Here is a 17018-nt window from a genome sequence, read left to right as displayed (position 1 = left end):
ATAGTGCGTGCACATGCCTACAAACATGATGCTTGATGGTATAATTGCGCCGAATTTTTACCCATTCTTACCAAGTACCCACGGAGAATCTCATGGCTTTAGTTTCTATGCGCCAACTGCTCGACCATGCTGCAGAAAACAGTTATGGCCTGCCGGCGTTTAATGTCAATAATCTTGAACAGATGCGTGCGATTATGGAAGCGGCCGATGAAGTTAACGCTCCGGTGATTGTGCAGGCCAGTGCTGGCGCGCGTAAATATGCTGGTGCACCGTTTCTGCGTCATCTGATTCTGGCTGCTATTGAAGAATTTCCGCATATTCCAGTGGTAATGCATCAGGATCACGGTGCTTCACCAGAAGTTTGCCAACGCTCTATCCAGCTGGGCTTTTCATCAGTGATGATGGACGGTTCGCTGCTGAGCGATGCCAAAACACCTTCTACCTATGAATACAATGTGGATGTTACCCGTCAAACTGTGTGTATGGCACATGCCTGTGGGGTATCGGTTGAAGGTGAAATTGGTTGTCTGGGCAATCTGGAAACTGGTGAAGCCGGTGAAGAAGATGGTGTTGGCGCTGCCGGTAAACTCAGCCATGAGCAGATGCTCACCAGTGTGGATGAAGCAGCGCGCTTTGTGCAGGACACTGGCGTAGATGCACTGGCTATTGCCATCGGTACCAGCCATGGCGCCTATAAATTTACCCGCAAGCCTACTGGTGATGTATTACGAATCGACCGTATCCGCGAAATTCACGAACGCCTGCCCAATACCCATCTGGTGATGCATGGTTCCAGCTCGGTACCACAGGAGTGGCTACAGGTTATTAATGAATATGGTGGCAATATTCCGGAAACTTACGGTGTGCCGGTAGAAGAGATTGTGGAAGGAATTAAGTACGGTGTGCGCAAAGTAAATATTGATACCGATTTACGTCTGGCCAGTACAGGTGCGATTCGCCGTTTTCTGGCTACACATCCGGCAGAATTTGATCCGCGCAAATACTTTACTGAAACCATTAAAGCGATGAAACAGGTGTGTATCGACCGCTATGTGGCATTTGGTGCGGCTGGTCATGCAGACAAGATTAAACCGGTTTCTCTGGAAAAAATGGCTAACCGCTATGCAGCGGGTGAGCTGGTACAGATTGTAAAATAAATATTTCAGCCAGCTATAACGGGCTGTACCAGTATGGACAGTCCGTTTTGTTTATCAGTGCCGACAGATATTAACAGCCAGTTTGCAGGGAAATGCTTCAGACATAGTCTGCTTCACACACTGGTGCAGCAGTTTGAGCAAATTGCCGCTGAAAATACAGTAATCCCTGATTTTCCTGCGAATTAACGTTGATATGCTCAATCGCTACGTAAAACACACTGTGACTGCCCATATCATGGCTGTCGATAATGTGGCCGTGTAAATGTGCCAGTGCCCCCACTAACTGTGGTTGGGTAGTATGGTGGTGATTTTGCCATTCGTTCTGCAAAAAGCGCTCGCTTGCCGAAATGGATGTCAGGCCGGCAAAGTGCTCGGCTACGTCCTGTTGTGAAGCGGCCAGAACATTAACACATAGCTGCCCATTGGCACGCAGAATCGGCTGAATGCGGGCATTGCGGTTAATACATAATAATAGTGTGGGCGGGGTGTCCGTTACCGACGTGACAGCAGTGAGGGTGATGCCATAACGTCCGGCATGGCCTTCTGTGGTGACAACGTGTACTGCTGCCGCCACTTTGGACATGGCTTCCCGATATTGCAAAGCCATGGTTGAGGATGGTTGATCCATGTTATCTGGTTTCTTTTTCTTCTTTATCAACAGCAATATTGGTAAATTCTTTCAATAGTTTACCCAGTTGTTGCAGTTTTTCCTGCGTAAAACGCTGTTCCAGTACTTTGTAACGTGCATCTACTGCGACACAGAAATCTTCATACAGTTTTTCCCCTACCGGTGTCAGTTTCAGAAATACCCGTCGCTGATCATTGGAGGGTTTTAGGCGTACCGCATAGCCCAGTTTTTCCAGCCGCGTCAGGATACCAGTCAGGCTTGGGCGCAGAATGCATGCCTGTTTGGCCAGTTCCTGAAAATCCATAATACCATTTTCTGCCAGTAAACGGATAATACGCCATTGCTGGTCGGTGATACCAATATCATTCAGCATGGGCCGAAAATGGGAAAGTAATGCTTCGCGTGTCTGAATCAGGACGATGTTGAGGGATGAGTATTTAGATGTGTTTACCATCTTGTTGCTCCAATCTTTCAGTATATCCAGTTCATATGTCTTTGGAATATTAAACCAAAAAATAAGACATTATTTCTGAATTTTACATAAGATTATTATAAAATTAAATAATTATGTGTAAATTAAATACAAATTACATATATTGTTTTTATTTAAAATATTGTTTTATAAAGAAAAAAATTATTTATTATCAGGACATTCCTGGCTGCTATAAAAAACCACCAGACTGAGCAGACATATACATATTGCCAGTGTTTCCGACCTATATATATGCTTATGGTCTGGTGGATGCTATTAGAACATGAATAATTTAATCAGCGGTATTTTTGCAACTGCAAATTGATTTTGCCCATTCTGTCCTGCAATTGTGCCAGTTCGCTGCGGTCTTTTTCTACCAGATGTGCCGGAGCCTTATCGGTATAGCCCGGTTTGGCCAGTTTATTGGCAATCTTGTCGATATTTTTCTGTAGCTTTTCTGCTTCTTTTTGCAGACGGGCGGTTTCGGCGGCTTTGTCTACCTCTACTTTCAGCATCAGGCGTGCACCCTGACATACTGCTACCGGCGCATCATCGCTTTCCGGTAATTGTGCTACCTGTCTGGCTTCACTCAGGCGCGCCATAAGCAGCAGATAGGGCAATAATGTACCCAAATCCGTTGTACTTTCTACCAGTAGCGGCACTTTCACACTCATGGCCAGCCCCATTTCACCGCGCAGATTACGTACGGAATTCACCAGCTCCTGCAAATAATGCATCTGGTTTACCGCTTCAGTATCAGTCAGGCTGTTGTCTGCCTGTGGCCATGCTGCCAGCATGATGCTTTCAGTATGCTTTGCATTGGCCAAAGGCGCGATGGTTTGCCACAGTTCTTCAGTAATAAACGGCATAATCGGGTGCAGCAGACGTAACACCACTTCCAATACCCGTACCAGTGTACGCCGAGTTGCACGCTGCTGCGCTTCGTCACCACGCTGGAGCTGGGTTTTGGCCAGTTCCACATACCAGTCGCAATACTCATTCCAGATAAATTCATACAGCGTTTGTGCAGCCATATCGAAGCGGTAGGTATCCAGTGCCTCACTTACTGCTGTGATTGTCTGTTGCAGACGGGTCAGCAGCCATTTATCAACGAAACTGTAGCTTAATGGCTGGCTTTCATCCTGTCCGCAATCGTGGTTTTCAATATTCATCAGCACAAAGCGGCTGGCATTCCACAGTTTGTTGCAGAAGTTGCGATAGCCCTCGGCGCGCTTGAAGTCAAAATTAATGCTACGGCCAAGGCTGGCATAGCTGGCCATGGTAAAGCGCAGTGCATCAGCACCAAATACTGGAATGCCGTCAGGGAACAGTTTTTGTGTAGCTTTGATTACCTGCGGTGCTTTTTCTGGCCGGCGCAGGCCAGTTGTGCGTTTTACCAGCAGTTTTTCCAGATCAATGCCATCAATCAAATCTACCGGGTCAATCACATTGCCTTCGGATTTAGACATTTTTTTGCCTTCATGGTCGCGCACCATGCCATGAATATAAACATCATGAAATGGTACTTTACCAGTGAAGTGGGTAGTCATCATAATCATGCGTGCTACCCAGAAGAAAATGATTTCATAGCCGGTTACCAGTACCTGAGATGGCAAAAACGCCTGCAATTCGGGTGTGTCTTGCGGCCAGCCCAGAGTAGAGAAGGGCACTAGTGCGGAAGAAAACCATGTATCCAGCACATCTTCATCGCGGGTTAATACCGCATCTGCACCGGCCTGTGCACGTGCTTCGGCTTCATTACGTGCAACATATACGCGGCCAGACTGGTCATACCAGGCCGGAATCTGGTGTCCCCACCACAACTGACGTGAGATACACCAGTCCTGAATATTGTTCATCCACTGGTTATAGGTATTTACCCAGTTTTCCGGAATAAAGCGTACCTGTCCGCTTTCCACGGCATGGATACATTTTTCGGTTAAAGTTTTACCTTTGAATTCTGATTCCGGTTCCGGATGGGCAACATCATTGCTGGCACTGCGGGTCATGGCTACAAACCACTGACTGGTGAGCATTGGTTCAATCACACTGCCGGTACGGTCGCCTTTTGGCGTCATCAGTTTGTGTTCCTCTACCTTAACCAGCAAGCCTTCCGCTTCAAGGTCGGCTATCATCTGTTTACGTGCAGCAAAACGATCCAGACCGGCATATTTTGCCGGCAGGTCGATAGCTGTCTGTGCCTGTCCCTGAAAATCGTACACTTCTGCCTGCGGCAGGATTTTGGCGTCCAGACTCAGTACATTAATCAGTACAGTCTGGTGGCGTTTACCCACTTCGTAGTCGTTGAAATCGTGTGCCGGTGTGATTTTTACACAGCCAGTACCGAAGTCTTTATCCACATATTCATCGGCAATCACTGGGATGGTACGGCCTGATAATGGCAGGATTACCTGTTTACCAATAAAGCCGGCATAGCGCTCATCATCAGGATGTACGGCCACGGCTACGTCACCAAGCAGGGTTTCCGGGCGGGTAGTGGCCACAATCAGGGCATTGTTCGGGTCGTCGGCCAGTGGATAGCGGATATGCCACATATGGCCGTTTTCCTCGATATTTTCCACTTCCAGATCAGATACGGCCGTACCCAATACAGGGTCCCAGTTCACCAGCCGTTTACCGCGATAAATCAAACCCTGCTCAAACAGGCGTACAAATACTTCGGTTACCACCTCAGCACGAACATCGTCCATGGTGAAGTATTCGCGGTTCCAGTCTACCGAACAGCCGACACGGCGCATTTGCTCGGTAATGGTGCCACCGGAGAATTTTTTCCAGTCCCAGATTTTGGCAATAAACGCTTCCCGACCCAAATCATGGCGGGAAATATTTTCTACCGCCAGCTGACGTTCCACCACAATCTGGGTTGCTATACCGGCATGGTCAGAGCCGGGAATCCAGCAGACGTTTTCGCCTTTCATGCGATGATAGCGGGTCAGGCCATCCATGATGGTCTGGTTAAACGCATGCCCCATATGCAGCGTACCGGTAACATTGGGTGGTGGTAGCTGAATAGCGAAAGAAGGCTTACTTAAATCCAGTGATGGTGTGAAATAGCCGCTCTGTTCCCATTGCTGATACAAACGGGTTTCAATTTCACTCGGAGAATATTGGGTATTTAACATGGTTACGAATTGGGAAAAAATCAAAAAAATAAGACTTCGATTATAACTCATGCATTAATGCATGGTTTAAGATGATGTGCTTTTGTTAAATTCTGAATAATATGGCAGCAAACTACGCGTTGTGAGCGTGTGAAAGTAAATCAGATGAGTAATGATTTGCCGGTAATATCGCTGAAAAAGTGAAGTGCAGGGTATATCAGTACGGTGATTGGCTGATATTGATGCCAGCATATCCCGATTGCTGTGTCTGTTGATTATTTGCTCATAAATCAGCTATGCAAAAGCAATTAATAATCTTCCGGTATACTCATAATACTAGCAGCATACCGGAAGATAGCAATTAAAAGCTGATTAAATCAGTAATAGTACAAGTGGCAGAAATCAGCGGAAATAGTCATCCCTGTTGCTGCCATCGAAAGCAGCCTGTTTTTAGGCAACATTTTTTGAAAGCTGCGGCCGGAACCGCATGGACAGCGATCATTGCGACCCAGCTTTTCATGCAAAACTTTATCGCCATGAACAATCCGTACCAATCCGCGTTTAACGCTGGTTTCGGATGGGAAACCTTTACGACGTTTACTGGTTGGCTCAAAAAAAGCCTTTATCATTAAATTTACGCATAATATTACTCCTTTTTAGGCAGAGTGATTAAACAGAAAGAATCAACTGTCCTGAATAATTTACAATAAAAATATCAGCCTGTACAGACTGAATTAAAGCCGTCTGCTCAGGTGGTACCGATAGCAGAAATAAAAAACTGCCTGAACAAGAATTCAGGCAGTGCGTTGATGATTTAGATTATTGCGGTATGATACCTTTTATGCCTTTGGCCAGACGCATCAGTTTACCCATACCGCCCTTGCTAAATGATTTCATCATTTTCTGTGACTGCTCAAACTGTTTGAGCATTTTATTCACTTCCTGCACGGTAACGCCGGAACCATTGGCAATGCGGCGTTTGCGGCTGGCTTTGATCAGCAGCGGATTGGCGCGTTCCTTAGCTGTCATCGAATTGATGATGGCTTCTACCCGGTTCATGGCTTTTTCTGCTGTGCCTTCCGGTACCTGCTTAGCCATTTGTCCCATGTCACCCGGCAGTTTAGACATAATTGATTCAATCCCGCCCATTTTGCGCATTTGCTGAATCTGTGCCTTAAAGTCATTCAGGTCAAAACCTTTGCCTTTATGCAGCTTTTTCGCCATTTGCTGCGCGGTTTTTTCATCAATGCCTTTTTGCACATCCTCAATGAGCGAGAGTACATCGCCCATGCCAAGAATGCGTGAGGCCAGACGGTCTGGGTAAAATGGTTCCAGACCATTGATTTTTTCGCCGACACCGATGAATTTAATCGGCTTGCCAGTTACATGGCGTACCGATAGGGCGGCACCACCGCGGGCATCACCGTCCATCTTGGTCAATACCACACCGGTTAGGGGTAGGGTGTCATTAAAGGCCTGTGCCGTGTTCACTGCATCCTGCCCCTGCATGGCATCCACCACAAACAGCGTTTCCACCGGATTAATCGCCGCATGAATCTGCTGGATTTCGTCCATCATTTTCTGGTCAATAGCCAGCCGGCCAGCCGTATCTACCATCAACACATCATAGAAATGTTTTTTGGCATGATCCAGTGCATTCAGGGCAATGCTAACCGGTTGTTCACCTTCATGAGACGGAAAAAAATCCACCTCAACCTGCTGAGCCAGTAATTTTAACTGTTCAATCGCTGCCGGCCGGTACACGTCGGCGGAAACCACCAGCACTTTTTTCTTTTGTTCATTTTTCAGCAGCCGTGCCAGTTTGCCTACGGTGGTGGTTTTACCTGCACCCTGCAAACCAGCCATCAGAATGACAGCCGGTGGTACCGCGGCCAGATTCAGACTGCTGTTCTCGGTACCCATCAGCTCGGTAAGGGCGTCATTCACCACCCCGATAAATGCCTGCCCCGGCGTTAGGCTGCCAATGACTTCCTGCCCAACTGCACGTTCTTTTACAGAAGACATGAAATTTTTTACAACTGGCAGGGCAACGTCTGCTTCCAGTAGTGCCATACGTACTTCACGCAGGGCATCCTTGATATTGTCTTCACTCAAACGCGCCTGTCCGCGCAGGGTTTTCGCAATTTTACTAAAGCGATCTGATAAATTGTCTAGCATCGAAACCATCTCCAGCTATGTGTAAGCAGCCTGTGTATATCGGGTGAAAATTGTCTATTGTCAGTAATTGACGCAATAAATGGGTAGGATAAGAAGCGATTTGGTTATAAAATGGCATCTTGTTGCTATGCCTGCCCGAGTTTGGAGCAGGCATAACAATAAATAATTGCCTATTTTACACTATGCGCGCCAAAATTTGGCGCGCTATTGCTGCGGAAAAATCATGAGCTTATTGCTGCTGGTGCTTATTCTTGCCTATGCCGTACTTTCTGTACTGGCATGGCGGTTTTGGCAACGCCATACTGATGTGCCCTATCCGTTGCGAGGTGAGCAGTTACTGTTGCTGCTGGTATTGTTGCTGCATACTTTTGTGGTGTGGCAGCCAATGTTACAGCAACGGGTGCTACTGGTAGGGTTTGGTCATGCACTCAATCTCATTACCTGGCTCATGGTAGTGCTGTATTGGGTGGGCAGTTTTCGCTATCGACTGCAGGGGTTGCAGCTAGCGCTGTTTCCCTGTTCAGCAGCGGTATTGCTGATTGCTTGGCTGTTGCCAGGGCGGCCTACTGCTTACCTGATGCACAATAGTGCATTCATGATACATGTTTTGTCGGCATTGCTGGCTTATGCCTTATTTGGCATCACCACACTGCTAGCCATGCTGATGCTGGTGCGCAACCATTATTTGCACCGGCGCAAAACTGTACCGCAGCAATCATTCCTGCCGCCATTGCTGGCTATTGAAAAATTAATGTTTCAGGGCCTACAGGCGGGATTTGTGCTTCTGACCATTGCGGCTGTCAGTGGCACAGTATTTTCTGAGGCTGTGTTTGGTGAACCGGCACGCTTTAACCATAAAACGGTGTTTGGCGTGCTGTCGTGGCTAATCTATCTGGTTATCCTGTTCAGACACCATACTCAGGCCTGGCGCGGGAAAAAAGTGGCTTGGTGGGTCATTGTGTCATTTGTCAGCCTGATGCTGGCTTATATAGGCAGCAAGTTTGTGCTGGAAATTTTGTTTTAACCTTTTGTTTCTAAGTAGTATTACCCTGATTTGTAACCATAGGATATTTGAATGAGTGACTTACAATCGTCAGTTGACAGCCATAAGCAGAGCGCAGCTGAACAACGTTTAGCCACCCCCGAAGGACGACTGGAATTTATTAAGGCAACACTTTCCTGCTGGCTTGGTACCACCATGGAATATGTGGATTTTGCCCTGTATGGTCTGGCCGCAGGCCTGGTGTTCACAGATGTATTTTTTCCTGGAACAGATAGCACGCTCGGTCTTTTGTCCAGTTTTGCCACTTATTCAGTTGGCTTTGCAGCCCGTCCGATTGGTGCCATTTTCTTTGGTCGGCTGGGCGACCGTAAAGGACGGAAATTTGTACTGGTAACCACCATTGCCCTGATGGGGATTTCCACCACTCTGATTGGCTTTATTCCCAGCTATGCCACCATTGGCATATGGGCTCCCTTGATTCTGGTTATGTTACGTTTTGTACAGGGCTTTGGTGCCGGTGCCGAGCTTTCAGGTGCTACGGTTATGCTAGGGGAGTATGCACCGCCAAAACGGCGTGGTCTGATTGCTTCCATAATCGGCATTGGTTCCAACAGTGGTACACTGATTGCTTCTGCGGTATGGCTGCTGGTATTAATGCTTGATGATGAAGATGTGGTTAGTTGGGGCTGGCGTATCCCATTTATCCTCAGTGCTGTGATTGCCATTGCTGCAACCCTTATCCGCCGGCATGTACGTGAGACACCTGTTTTCGAACAGGAACAAAAAGAATTAAAACAAGCACAAACTGCAACTGTTACTCAATCGCCTGCCGACACTTCGACCAGTAAAGCTTCTTTGTGGGCGCGGAATAAAGCCTTTTTTGTGATGCTGGGCTTACGCATCGGTGAAAACGGCCCATCTTATCTTGCGCAGGGCTTTGTCATCGGCTATGTAGTCAAATCTCTGGACGTTAGTAAAACTGTTGCCACTACGGCGGTATTTATTGCTTCGCTACTGGGTTTCTTTGTGATACCTTTTGCCGGCTGGTTGTCTGATCGTTATGGTCGCCGTATTGTTTACCGCTGGTTTTGTTTCTTGCTGATGTTGTATGCTATTCCGGCCTATATGTTTCTGGAAACCCGTGATCCCTTTATCGTAGGCAGTATTATTGTTATCGGTATGTGTCTGGCTTCACTGGGTATTTTCGGTGTGCAGGCAGCCTATGGTGTGGAGCTGTTTGGCGTACGTAACCGCTATTCCAAAATGGCACTGGCCAAAGAACTCGGTGGAATCATATCGGGTGGCACAGCATCATTAGTAGCCTCAGCATTACTTAAGCATTATCAAACATGGTGGCCGATTGCCATATACTTTGCAGCCATGGCCGGTATTGGTTTCTTCACCACATTCTTTGCTCCGGAAACCCGCGGACGCGATCTGAATGCGGTAGAAGACGCTATTTAATCGCTTTGACAAACTGATTGAAACATATGTAACGGAGTCAGCCACTGACTCCGTTACCATTGACGCATAGGTAATACTTATGAAGCGCATCGTGATTGACTGTGATCCCGGTAATGGCATTGCAGGTGCAAATGTTGATGATGGTCTGGCACTGGCGCTGGCACTGGCCGCAGATTCAATCAAACTTGAACTTATTACCATTGTGGCCGGTAATACACCACGTGATACCGGCTATCAGGTAGCCCGCCAGCTATTGCAAGAGCTGAATAAAGATATACCGGTAGTTAAAGGTGCGGCACAGGCACTGATTGAACCGGCCGCCCCATGGCGCGAACAGCTGGACAATAATGTTCGCAAACAGGGACTGCTCTCTTTATGGGATAATCTGCCGCCATTGCCCGCACTCAACGACCACAGCGCACCTCATGCTGCTCAGGCGATTGGCGAACTGGTGTGTGGCAATCCCGGAGAAATCACCGTAGTAGCCATCGGCCCGTTAACCAATATTGCCCATACCATTCAACTATATCCGGATTTTGCCCGTTCGGTAGCCGAAATCGTTATCATGGGCGGTGTCTTTCAGTTGGACGGCTATTTGAAAGATACCAACTTTGCAGTCGACCCTGAAGCAGCCAAAATTGTAATTGAAAGCGGTGCCAACATTACACTGGCTCCTCTGGATGTCACTACCCAGACTATGCTTACCCATCAGGATTTGGATAAACTGCAAAGCTTTGCCAATCCGCTAACCGACTTTATCGTGCGCACTTCACGCCCATGGATGGATTATTCCATCCAGACCCGTCATCTTGCCGGTTGCTGGATTCATGATGTTTTATGTGTGGCCAAACTGATAGACAGCAATATCGTTACCAGTTCGCCCTATATTGTTGACGTATCCACTGCGCGCGACTATACCCGTGCCAGCAGCCGCCGCTGGAAAAAAGGTGCCTTAAGACTCACTGTAGGCATGCCTGAAGTAACTCATCAGCCTGTCCATGTCATGGAAAGTGTGGATAACCAACGTCTGCTTGATATCATATTCAACGCATTAAGCCAGTATCGCTGCTAGGCGGGTAGAAAACTGGTTTAGAAAATGACATATACAAAGACAAACCTAACTCTAGAACAAAAATAACTATTTATGGCTTTATAGCCATGTCGGCACCGCTAATCCGCACCAAAGATATTGCATTCGTTTATACTCATGATTAGGATAAAAGGGCAATACAAGAGAAGTCAGCAGGTTTATTATGCATGCAGTTAACAGATATATTTCTCTTCCTGTTTTGTTGTGCCAACAAAACAGGAGAGCAGAATGTTAGCCAAAATCAGCCAGAAATTACCCGAATTATCCTCGGCAGAACGCCGCGTGGCCGAGTGTGTACTCGCTCAGAGCAAATGGTTTGTGCATGCTGCTATCGCTAATATTGCCAAAGAAGCCCGTGTCAGCCAGCCTACTGTTATTCGTTTTTGTCGTAGTATGGGCTATAGCGGACTTTCAGAATTCAAACTCAATCTGTCTGCCAGTATTGGCCATGACGGCATGCCTTATGTGCATGAAGAACTGAATAGCACTGATTCCATGCAGGACGTGCTGAATAAAGTTATCGCCAACACCGCTGCCACCGTGCTGGGCAGTCGTAAGTCACTGAATGCTGCTGATCTGGATACCGCAGTAAAACTTATGGCCAAAGCTCGCCGCATCGAATTTTACGGTGCTGGTAATTCCGGCATCGTAGCGATGGATGCACAGCACAAACTGTTTCGTTTTGGCCTGTCTACTGTTGCCTATACCGATAGTCATGTACAGTTGATGGCCGCTGCTGTTCTGTCATCTCAGGATGTTCTGGTAGTCATTTCTCATTCCGGTTCCTCACGCGATTTACTGGATGCCATCAAAATAGCCAAAGGCAACGGCGCCAAAATTATCGGCCTTACCCGCGCCGGCTCACCGGTGGCACAAGCCTGCGATTGCGTAATTAGCGTTATTACCCCTGAAGACAGTGAAAAATATACACCGATGATTTCACGCCTGTTACAGCTAATGGTAGTCGATATGCTTACCATTGGCCTTGCCTTGTATCTGGGGGAGAACGTCAGCGAAATGCTGGCGAAAACTAAAGCTGGCGTTAAGCTGAAATTCCTGCAAAACTAATTGCTACACCGAAATCCAGCCACAAGATGTTTATCAAAACCATTACATCAATTAACCGAATATAGACAGCTTCAGGTATCATTCAGCATCAGACTGTCTGGTTATCCATATTTTAGTTTTCCCAATTGTTGGCCAATACAACTAGATGCTTGGTAATCAGCTATTTCCCTAAATTTGTCGCAACGAAATGAGCGCAAATGAGTAACAAAACCCGTCAAATCAAACGCCAAGCCGAACAACAGCAAAACAGAAAAGTTTCTGCACCGCTAGCAGAGCAGAAGAGAGGTTCTGCCGTAATGGTGGGCATTGTTGCCGCCTGTCTGCTGGCTGGCGGCTTATATATTGGTGGCTGGTTTAATCTGGTGACTCCGGCACAGATTCAGCAGTGTGAAGCTGCGGTTAGACAAGCCTATCCACAGCCGGCTGACCAGACAGCCTTACTGCCCAAGTGCAACAACCGTCATATGATAGCAGGCATGAGCAGCCCTAACGGCCAAAAACTGAATGCCAAACAGGTCCTGGATAGTCTGGATGTGGGCAAAACCGTTGATCTGGTTTCCATGTTTATCGGTGGTGCACTGATTGGCGCCGCCATTGCTGCATTTGCTGCCAGTTACCGCATCTTTCAGCGCAAGCGAGGTAAAAACGTAGACTGATGCATAAGAGGGAACATATTGCCTATGCAGGATTAACACTGGCTAATAATGATATATTCTGTATAATTAACCATTATTTACCAAAAGCATAAGATTCAGATATGAACCAGAAATACATCCAGTCATTGCTGGCATTTGTTTTCAGCCTGTTACTTAGTCTGAATGTCTATGCCCAGAAACCCTTTCACGTGCAAAATGGCGATCTTATCTTTCTGGAAGACTGCGATGGCGGTATGAGCAGTGCCATCAAGGCAGCTACCAGCGGTCTGGAGGGATATAATTTTACCCATGTGGGCATTGTCTGGCAGAAAACTCCTAGCCAGCACTATGTAATCGAAGCAACACACCCCAAAGTAAAAATTACTCCCCTGCGCGCATATCTGCATCCGAAAAAACAGTGCCAGCCCCGTGCCGTGGTAGGCAGATTAAAAGCAGCTTACCAGCCATTGATTTCTTCTGCTTTGGTTCATGCGCGCCAGAAAGTGGGTAAAAAATACGATGATGCCTTTGATATCAACAACGACCAGTATTATTGCTCCGAATTAATCTACCAGATATTCAAAGAAGCCAATCACGGACAAGAAGTTTTCCCCTTGCGTGCCATGACTTTCAAATCCAAAGATACCGGTAAATTCCCAGAATACTGGGTAGAACACTTCAAAAAAATGGGCATTCCTATTCCCGAAGGCCAGCCCGGCAACAATCCCGGCGATATGTCCCGCTCCGACCTACTCAATATCGTCCATTACTATCAGTAACCAGCCTACAGGCCAGCAGTAATTATGCTGGTCTGTTTTAATTAATCAGCAATAAAAAAGTACCACTGGTATTGTTGGGCAGTATAAAGGGGGTGTCATTCACAATTTATTTACTACATAAGCCAATTTAATAAGCTATATATCCTGAAATTTTTAACATATTGCAAATAAATCATTTAAACCTTCAAAACAGACTAAATAGCCGATAAGACAATAAGTACAATACCCGTAAATAAATTGATTCTTTTTATAAGTTTACTTATCTCTCAGTTACCCATAATTGGTGTTTATAATTCAGCAAAGATGAAGAAATTTATCCTGCAAACCATTATTGCTGGTATCTCTGCCAGCTAGCCTAATTTATAAGTTTCAATATAATATTTTTAAAGAATCCCTAACAAATCCTATTACTAATACCAGCAGCAGGGAAGAGACAAAATATATCAGTACGATTTATTATGACAGGTATAAATTACATATCGCAAAGTTATAGAAAACATTGTCCAGCTTCTTATTCTTCAGTACATATAACTAACTGGTTTATATTGATAAAGTATAAAGACATGGCCAGCAGCAATTACCACTATTCCAGTATATTACCATGCAGCTTTTATCTGCCAGAGCAACATAAATCACCTGCTGCTGAAACATTGGCATTTACCTGTAGTAGCCATATAGATGGAACTGTACAAATACTCAAAATTTGTCACCTGTTGAATACACTGGCTGGCAGGCTATATAAAAGTGTCAGTAATATTGCTGCTGATAAATTCTTACCCTGGGCACAGCTTCTAACCAGTTTTACTATATTTGATACGTGTAATAAGCAATCATATTCTGTTTACGCCATGAAAATATATTATTTATAATATAGTGCTAGCCAAACCATATTCAAGAAAGCGCCCAGTAGTGTCTTCATCCGCTATGCCATCACCTGCACAGGAGATTAAAAGGGGCTTGATTAGCGCCTTGCCTGTTATGCTAAGCTTTATTCCGTTTTCACTGGTTTTAGGCGCTCAGGCAATCCAGAAGGGCATGAGTACTGGTCAAATTTCACTGCTTACCGCAGTAAACTTTGCCGGTGGTTCCGAATTTGTTGCCGTCAACTTATGGACATCACCGCCACATCTATTTCTGATAGCCCTAATGACACTGCTGGTAAACAGCCGCCATATTTTAATGAGTGCCGCACTGACACCTTATTTAAAAGACTTACCCAAACGCAAAGTTTTGCCTGCGCTGTTTTTTATGTGTGATGAAAGCTGGGCACTGGCGTTCACCGATGCCAAAAGCTCACCTGCGCAGAAATTCAGCTATTACTTTTATCTTGGTACAAGTTTTGGCCTGTATCTGGTCTGGATAGGATTTACAACAATAGGTGCGCTTATCGGCCCAATAATTGGCGATGTTACTCACTACGGCTTTGATATGGCCTTTGTCGCGGTATTTTTGGTGTTACTTAAAGGTATGTGGAAAGGTTGTAAAATGGCCATTCCGTGGCTGGTTAGTTTACTGGTCGCTATTGCCAGCTACTGTTTTCTGCCCGGTGCATGGTACGTTCTGCTAGGTATGCTAGCTGGTTTGGCTGTAGCATTTATGATAGCTGCTTATGATTGATTTACCTGCTGTCCTCACTATTCTGGCCATGGCACTGGTTACTTATGTAACCAGAGTCAGCGGTTATCTGCTACTGCGCAAGCGCGCACTGGGGCCGCGCCTGATCAGAGTACTTGAATCCATTCCCGGCTGTGTACTGATTGCAGTTATTGCACCAGCATTTGCTACTACTCATCCGGCCAATCTGTTATCGGTAATCATCACCATATTACTGGCATGGCGCTTTTCCCTATTGCCAACAGTAATATTCAGTATCGCCATTACCGCCTTTTTGCGCCACTATCTGCCATACTAAAACTGACAGCCATAATCCTTGCCGGAATAACTTACCTAATTAAAAAACAGTAATTTTTATAAAAAATATATTAAAAACAGCCTGTTTGCTATATATATTTTGCCAGTTCAGCGCAATTAAAAAAATCAATTCCTGTGAGGAAATGCTGTGTAACCACCAGCTAAAACCGCCGCCATAGCGGCAAATCTCAGTTATTCTTGTTTATTACATATTGTTTACAAAGCAATAAAATTAATTAAATATCAAAAATTGAAATCTGTTGTACTGACAGACAGGGCTGGGTAAGTTGAAATTTTTCCGTTAATATAGCAATGTATGTTTGATTCAAATTAATAATTTAATTACAAAATGATAAAGGAAATAAAATGAACAACGCATTGATAGAAGCCATTGAAAAACGTCGTACCCAATATACACTGGGCAGAAATGTCTCTCAGGCACAGGAAGAAATAACCGCCTTGATAGAACAGGCCGTTAAGCTATCACCATCAGCTTTCAATTCACAAAGCTCACGCGTAGTGATTCTGTTTGGCCAGCAAAGTCAAAAATTCTGGCAAATTGTCATGCAAGAATTACGCGCCATCGTTCCAGCCGACAAATTTGCCCCCACCGAAGCCAAAATCAACAGCTTTGCTGCCGGCATCGGTACAGTATTGTTTTATGAAGACCAGCAAACCATTGCCAGCCTGCAACAGCAATTTCCCAGCTATACCGAGCAGTTTCCCATCTGGTCGGAACAGGGGAGTGGCATTGCCCAGTTTGCTGTCTGGTCGGCTCTAGCCAATGCCGGTATCGGCGCCAGTTTACAACACTACAATCCACTGCCGGATGCTGCTGCCGCCAAAGAGTGGCAGATACCGGATAACTGGAAATTGCGTGCCATGATGCCTTTTGGTTCCAATGAAGCACCTTTCCCCGAAAAAACCTTTATTGATGACACCGAGCGCTTTAAAGTATTTTATTAACTACTGCCAGTATAGAAAGCGTACAAGCAAAAATTGCATCTGTACAGACTAAAATCTTTTCATAACACCGGCCGGATTGATGCTCAATCTGGCCGGTTTTGTACCTGTTTTTCTACGTTCAGGTGTAAATGTTACTTCCTTACATGCAATAAACAATAATATTGCTAATTTTAAATTATATAAATAAAAAATACCAAAATACAGCATAAATAAACAATATATTTATGTGTTTTTAATAAAAATAGACATAAAAAACCAGATCACCTCATAATCGTTTCCCTTAATGCTGTATTTTTTAATGTCAATAATTCTTAAATTGCAACAAAATTATTTTTAATAAAACCAAATAACTAGTATATATTTTTGCTCAATTTAGCCTTTATCTACCCGAATTTCAGCATTAATCCGCACATCACTCAGTCGTATACCGCTATCCATCAAACATAACCCAAGTTGAAATCAGCACATGATGTAGCTAGAATTTACCAACATTAACATTCAATAAGCATAAAATGCACATCAAGAAACTTGCTCTGTTGGTAAAT

At 45.4% G+C, this 17018-nt stretch carries 15 protein-coding genes; 10 read left to right on the top strand and 5 right to left on the bottom strand.

All coding sequences use genetic code 11. The features are described from left to right. Positions 1–92: 92 nt before the first annotated feature. On the top strand, positions 93–1157 hold the full coding sequence (gene fba, locus GYX26_RS03285; protein WP_100090905.1) for a class II fructose-bisphosphate aldolase: 1065 nt from the start codon (positions 93–95) through the stop codon (positions 1155–1157). A 97-nt stretch (positions 1158–1254) separates the two neighbouring features. Here the strand turns inward: fba and hpaC are convergent, their stop codons facing one another. The 5 genes from hpaC to ffh all read right to left on the bottom strand — a co-directional run bounded on the left by hpaC (position 1255) and on the right by ffh (position 7557). Continuing rightward, positions 1255–1785 (bottom strand): 4-hydroxyphenylacetate 3-monooxygenase, reductase component, encoded by a 531-nt coding sequence (hpaC, locus tag GYX26_RS03280; RefSeq protein WP_174828039.1) that lies wholly within the window; start codon positions 1783–1785, stop codon positions 1255–1257. Position 1786: 1 nt separating this feature from the next. Then, on the bottom strand, positions 1787–2239 hold the full coding sequence (hpaR, locus tag GYX26_RS03275; RefSeq protein ID WP_100090903.1) for a homoprotocatechuate degradation operon regulator HpaR: 453 nt from the start codon (positions 2237–2239) through the stop codon (positions 1787–1789). A gap of 314 nt (positions 2240–2553) precedes the next feature. Beyond that, positions 2554–5400 carry a valine--tRNA ligase gene (locus tag GYX26_RS03270; protein ID WP_174828037.1) on the bottom strand — a complete coding sequence of 949 codons (2847 nt, stop codon included), beginning with the start codon at positions 5398–5400 and terminating at the stop codon, positions 2554–2556. 356 nt (positions 5401–5756) lie between these two features. Continuing rightward, positions 5757–6008, bottom strand: a complete 252-nt coding sequence (locus GYX26_RS03265) for an SEC-C metal-binding domain-containing protein (protein ID WP_174828035.1) — start codon at positions 6006–6008, stop codon at positions 5757–5759. Between the two features lie 190 nt (positions 6009–6198). Next, complete coding sequence (ffh, locus tag GYX26_RS03260; RefSeq protein WP_174828033.1) at positions 6199–7557, bottom strand: signal recognition particle protein; 1359 nt, start codon at positions 7555–7557, stop codon at positions 6199–6201. Between the two features lie 223 nt (positions 7558–7780). Here ffh and GYX26_RS03255 point away from each other — a divergent pair, with 223 nt between their 5' ends. The 9 genes from GYX26_RS03255 to GYX26_RS03215 all read left to right on the top strand — a co-directional run bounded on the left by GYX26_RS03255 (position 7781) and on the right by GYX26_RS03215 (position 16473). Continuing rightward, positions 7781–8581, top strand: a complete 801-nt coding sequence (locus tag GYX26_RS03255; protein ID WP_174828031.1) for an inner membrane protein YpjD — start codon at positions 7781–7783, stop codon at positions 8579–8581. Positions 8582–8632: 51 nt separating this feature from the next. Continuing rightward, positions 8633–10024: an MFS transporter gene (locus tag GYX26_RS03250; RefSeq protein ID WP_174828030.1), complete on the top strand. Its 1392-nt coding sequence runs from the start codon at positions 8633–8635 to the stop codon at positions 10022–10024. A 79-nt stretch (positions 10025–10103) separates the two neighbouring features. Continuing rightward, positions 10104–11096, top strand: coding sequence for a nucleoside hydrolase (locus tag GYX26_RS03245; protein ID WP_174828028.1), 993 nt, complete (start codon positions 10104–10106; stop codon positions 11094–11096). A 246-nt stretch (positions 11097–11342) separates the two neighbouring features. Then, on the top strand, positions 11343–12182 hold the full coding sequence (locus GYX26_RS03240) for a MurR/RpiR family transcriptional regulator (RefSeq protein ID WP_174828026.1): 840 nt from the start codon (positions 11343–11345) through the stop codon (positions 12180–12182). 197 nt (positions 12183–12379) lie between these two features. Further along, positions 12380–12838: a hypothetical protein gene (locus GYX26_RS03235; RefSeq protein WP_174828024.1), complete on the top strand. Its 459-nt coding sequence runs from the start codon at positions 12380–12382 to the stop codon at positions 12836–12838. A 101-nt stretch (positions 12839–12939) separates the two neighbouring features. Continuing rightward, positions 12940–13596: a YiiX/YebB-like N1pC/P60 family cysteine hydrolase gene (locus GYX26_RS03230; protein WP_174828023.1), complete on the top strand. Its 657-nt coding sequence runs from the start codon at positions 12940–12942 to the stop codon at positions 13594–13596. 924 nt (positions 13597–14520) lie between these two features. Further along, positions 14521–15213: an AzlC family ABC transporter permease gene (locus tag GYX26_RS03225; RefSeq protein ID WP_174828247.1), complete on the top strand. Its 693-nt coding sequence runs from the start codon at positions 14521–14523 to the stop codon at positions 15211–15213. Beyond that, positions 15206–15508 carry an AzlD family protein gene (locus GYX26_RS03220; RefSeq protein WP_174828022.1) on the top strand — a complete coding sequence of 101 codons (303 nt, stop codon included), beginning with the start codon at positions 15206–15208 and terminating at the stop codon, positions 15506–15508. The genes GYX26_RS03225 and GYX26_RS03220 overlap by 8 nt, the downstream gene beginning before the upstream one ends. A 365-nt stretch (positions 15509–15873) precedes the next feature. After that, on the top strand, positions 15874–16473 hold the full coding sequence (locus GYX26_RS03215) for a nitroreductase family protein (RefSeq protein WP_100090892.1): 600 nt from the start codon (positions 15874–15876) through the stop codon (positions 16471–16473). Positions 16474–17018: the final 545 nt, after the last annotated feature.

Origin of the sequence: Snodgrassella sp. ESL0253, from assembly GCF_013344965.1 — a bacterium.
GTDB lineage: Bacteria > Pseudomonadota > Gammaproteobacteria > Burkholderiales > Neisseriaceae > Snodgrassella > Snodgrassella alvi_B.
The sequence above is the reverse complement of the archived record's forward strand: the minus strand, read 5'-3'. Positions and strand labels throughout refer to the sequence as shown.

Excerpts from the sequence above, each read along its gene's own strand:
- fba (WP_100090905.1), top strand. The coding sequence starts at position 93 with ATGGCTTTAGTTTCTATGCGCCAACTGCTCGACCATGCTGCAGAAAAC.
- hpaC (WP_174828039.1), bottom strand. The coding sequence starts at position 1,785 with ATGGATCAACCATCCTCAACCATGGCTTTGCAATATCGGGAAGCCATG.
- hpaR (WP_100090903.1), bottom strand. The coding sequence starts at position 2,239 with ATGGTAAACACATCTAAATACTCATCCCTCAACATCGTCCTGATTCAG.
- GYX26_RS03270 (WP_174828037.1), bottom strand. The coding sequence starts at position 5,400 with ATGTTAAATACCCAATATTCTCCGAGTGAAATTGAAACCCGTTTGTAT.
- GYX26_RS03265 (WP_174828035.1), bottom strand. The coding sequence starts at position 6,008 with ATGATAAAGGCTTTTTTTGAGCCAACCAGTAAACGTCGTAAAGGTTTC.
- ffh (WP_174828033.1), bottom strand. The coding sequence starts at position 7,557 with ATGCTAGACAATTTATCAGATCGCTTTAGTAAAATTGCGAAAACCCTG.
- GYX26_RS03255 (WP_174828031.1), top strand. The coding sequence starts at position 7,781 with ATGAGCTTATTGCTGCTGGTGCTTATTCTTGCCTATGCCGTACTTTCT.
- GYX26_RS03250 (WP_174828030.1), top strand. The coding sequence starts at position 8,633 with ATGAGTGACTTACAATCGTCAGTTGACAGCCATAAGCAGAGCGCAGCT.
- GYX26_RS03245 (WP_174828028.1), top strand. The coding sequence starts at position 10,104 with ATGAAGCGCATCGTGATTGACTGTGATCCCGGTAATGGCATTGCAGGT.
- GYX26_RS03240 (WP_174828026.1), top strand. The coding sequence starts at position 11,343 with ATGTTAGCCAAAATCAGCCAGAAATTACCCGAATTATCCTCGGCAGAA.
- GYX26_RS03235 (WP_174828024.1), top strand. The coding sequence starts at position 12,380 with ATGAGTAACAAAACCCGTCAAATCAAACGCCAAGCCGAACAACAGCAA.
- GYX26_RS03230 (WP_174828023.1), top strand. The coding sequence starts at position 12,940 with ATGAACCAGAAATACATCCAGTCATTGCTGGCATTTGTTTTCAGCCTG.
- GYX26_RS03225 (WP_174828247.1), top strand. The coding sequence starts at position 14,521 with ATGCCATCACCTGCACAGGAGATTAAAAGGGGCTTGATTAGCGCCTTG.
- GYX26_RS03220 (WP_174828022.1), top strand. The coding sequence starts at position 15,206 with ATGATTGATTTACCTGCTGTCCTCACTATTCTGGCCATGGCACTGGTT.
- GYX26_RS03215 (WP_100090892.1), top strand. The coding sequence starts at position 15,874 with ATGAACAACGCATTGATAGAAGCCATTGAAAAACGTCGTACCCAATAT.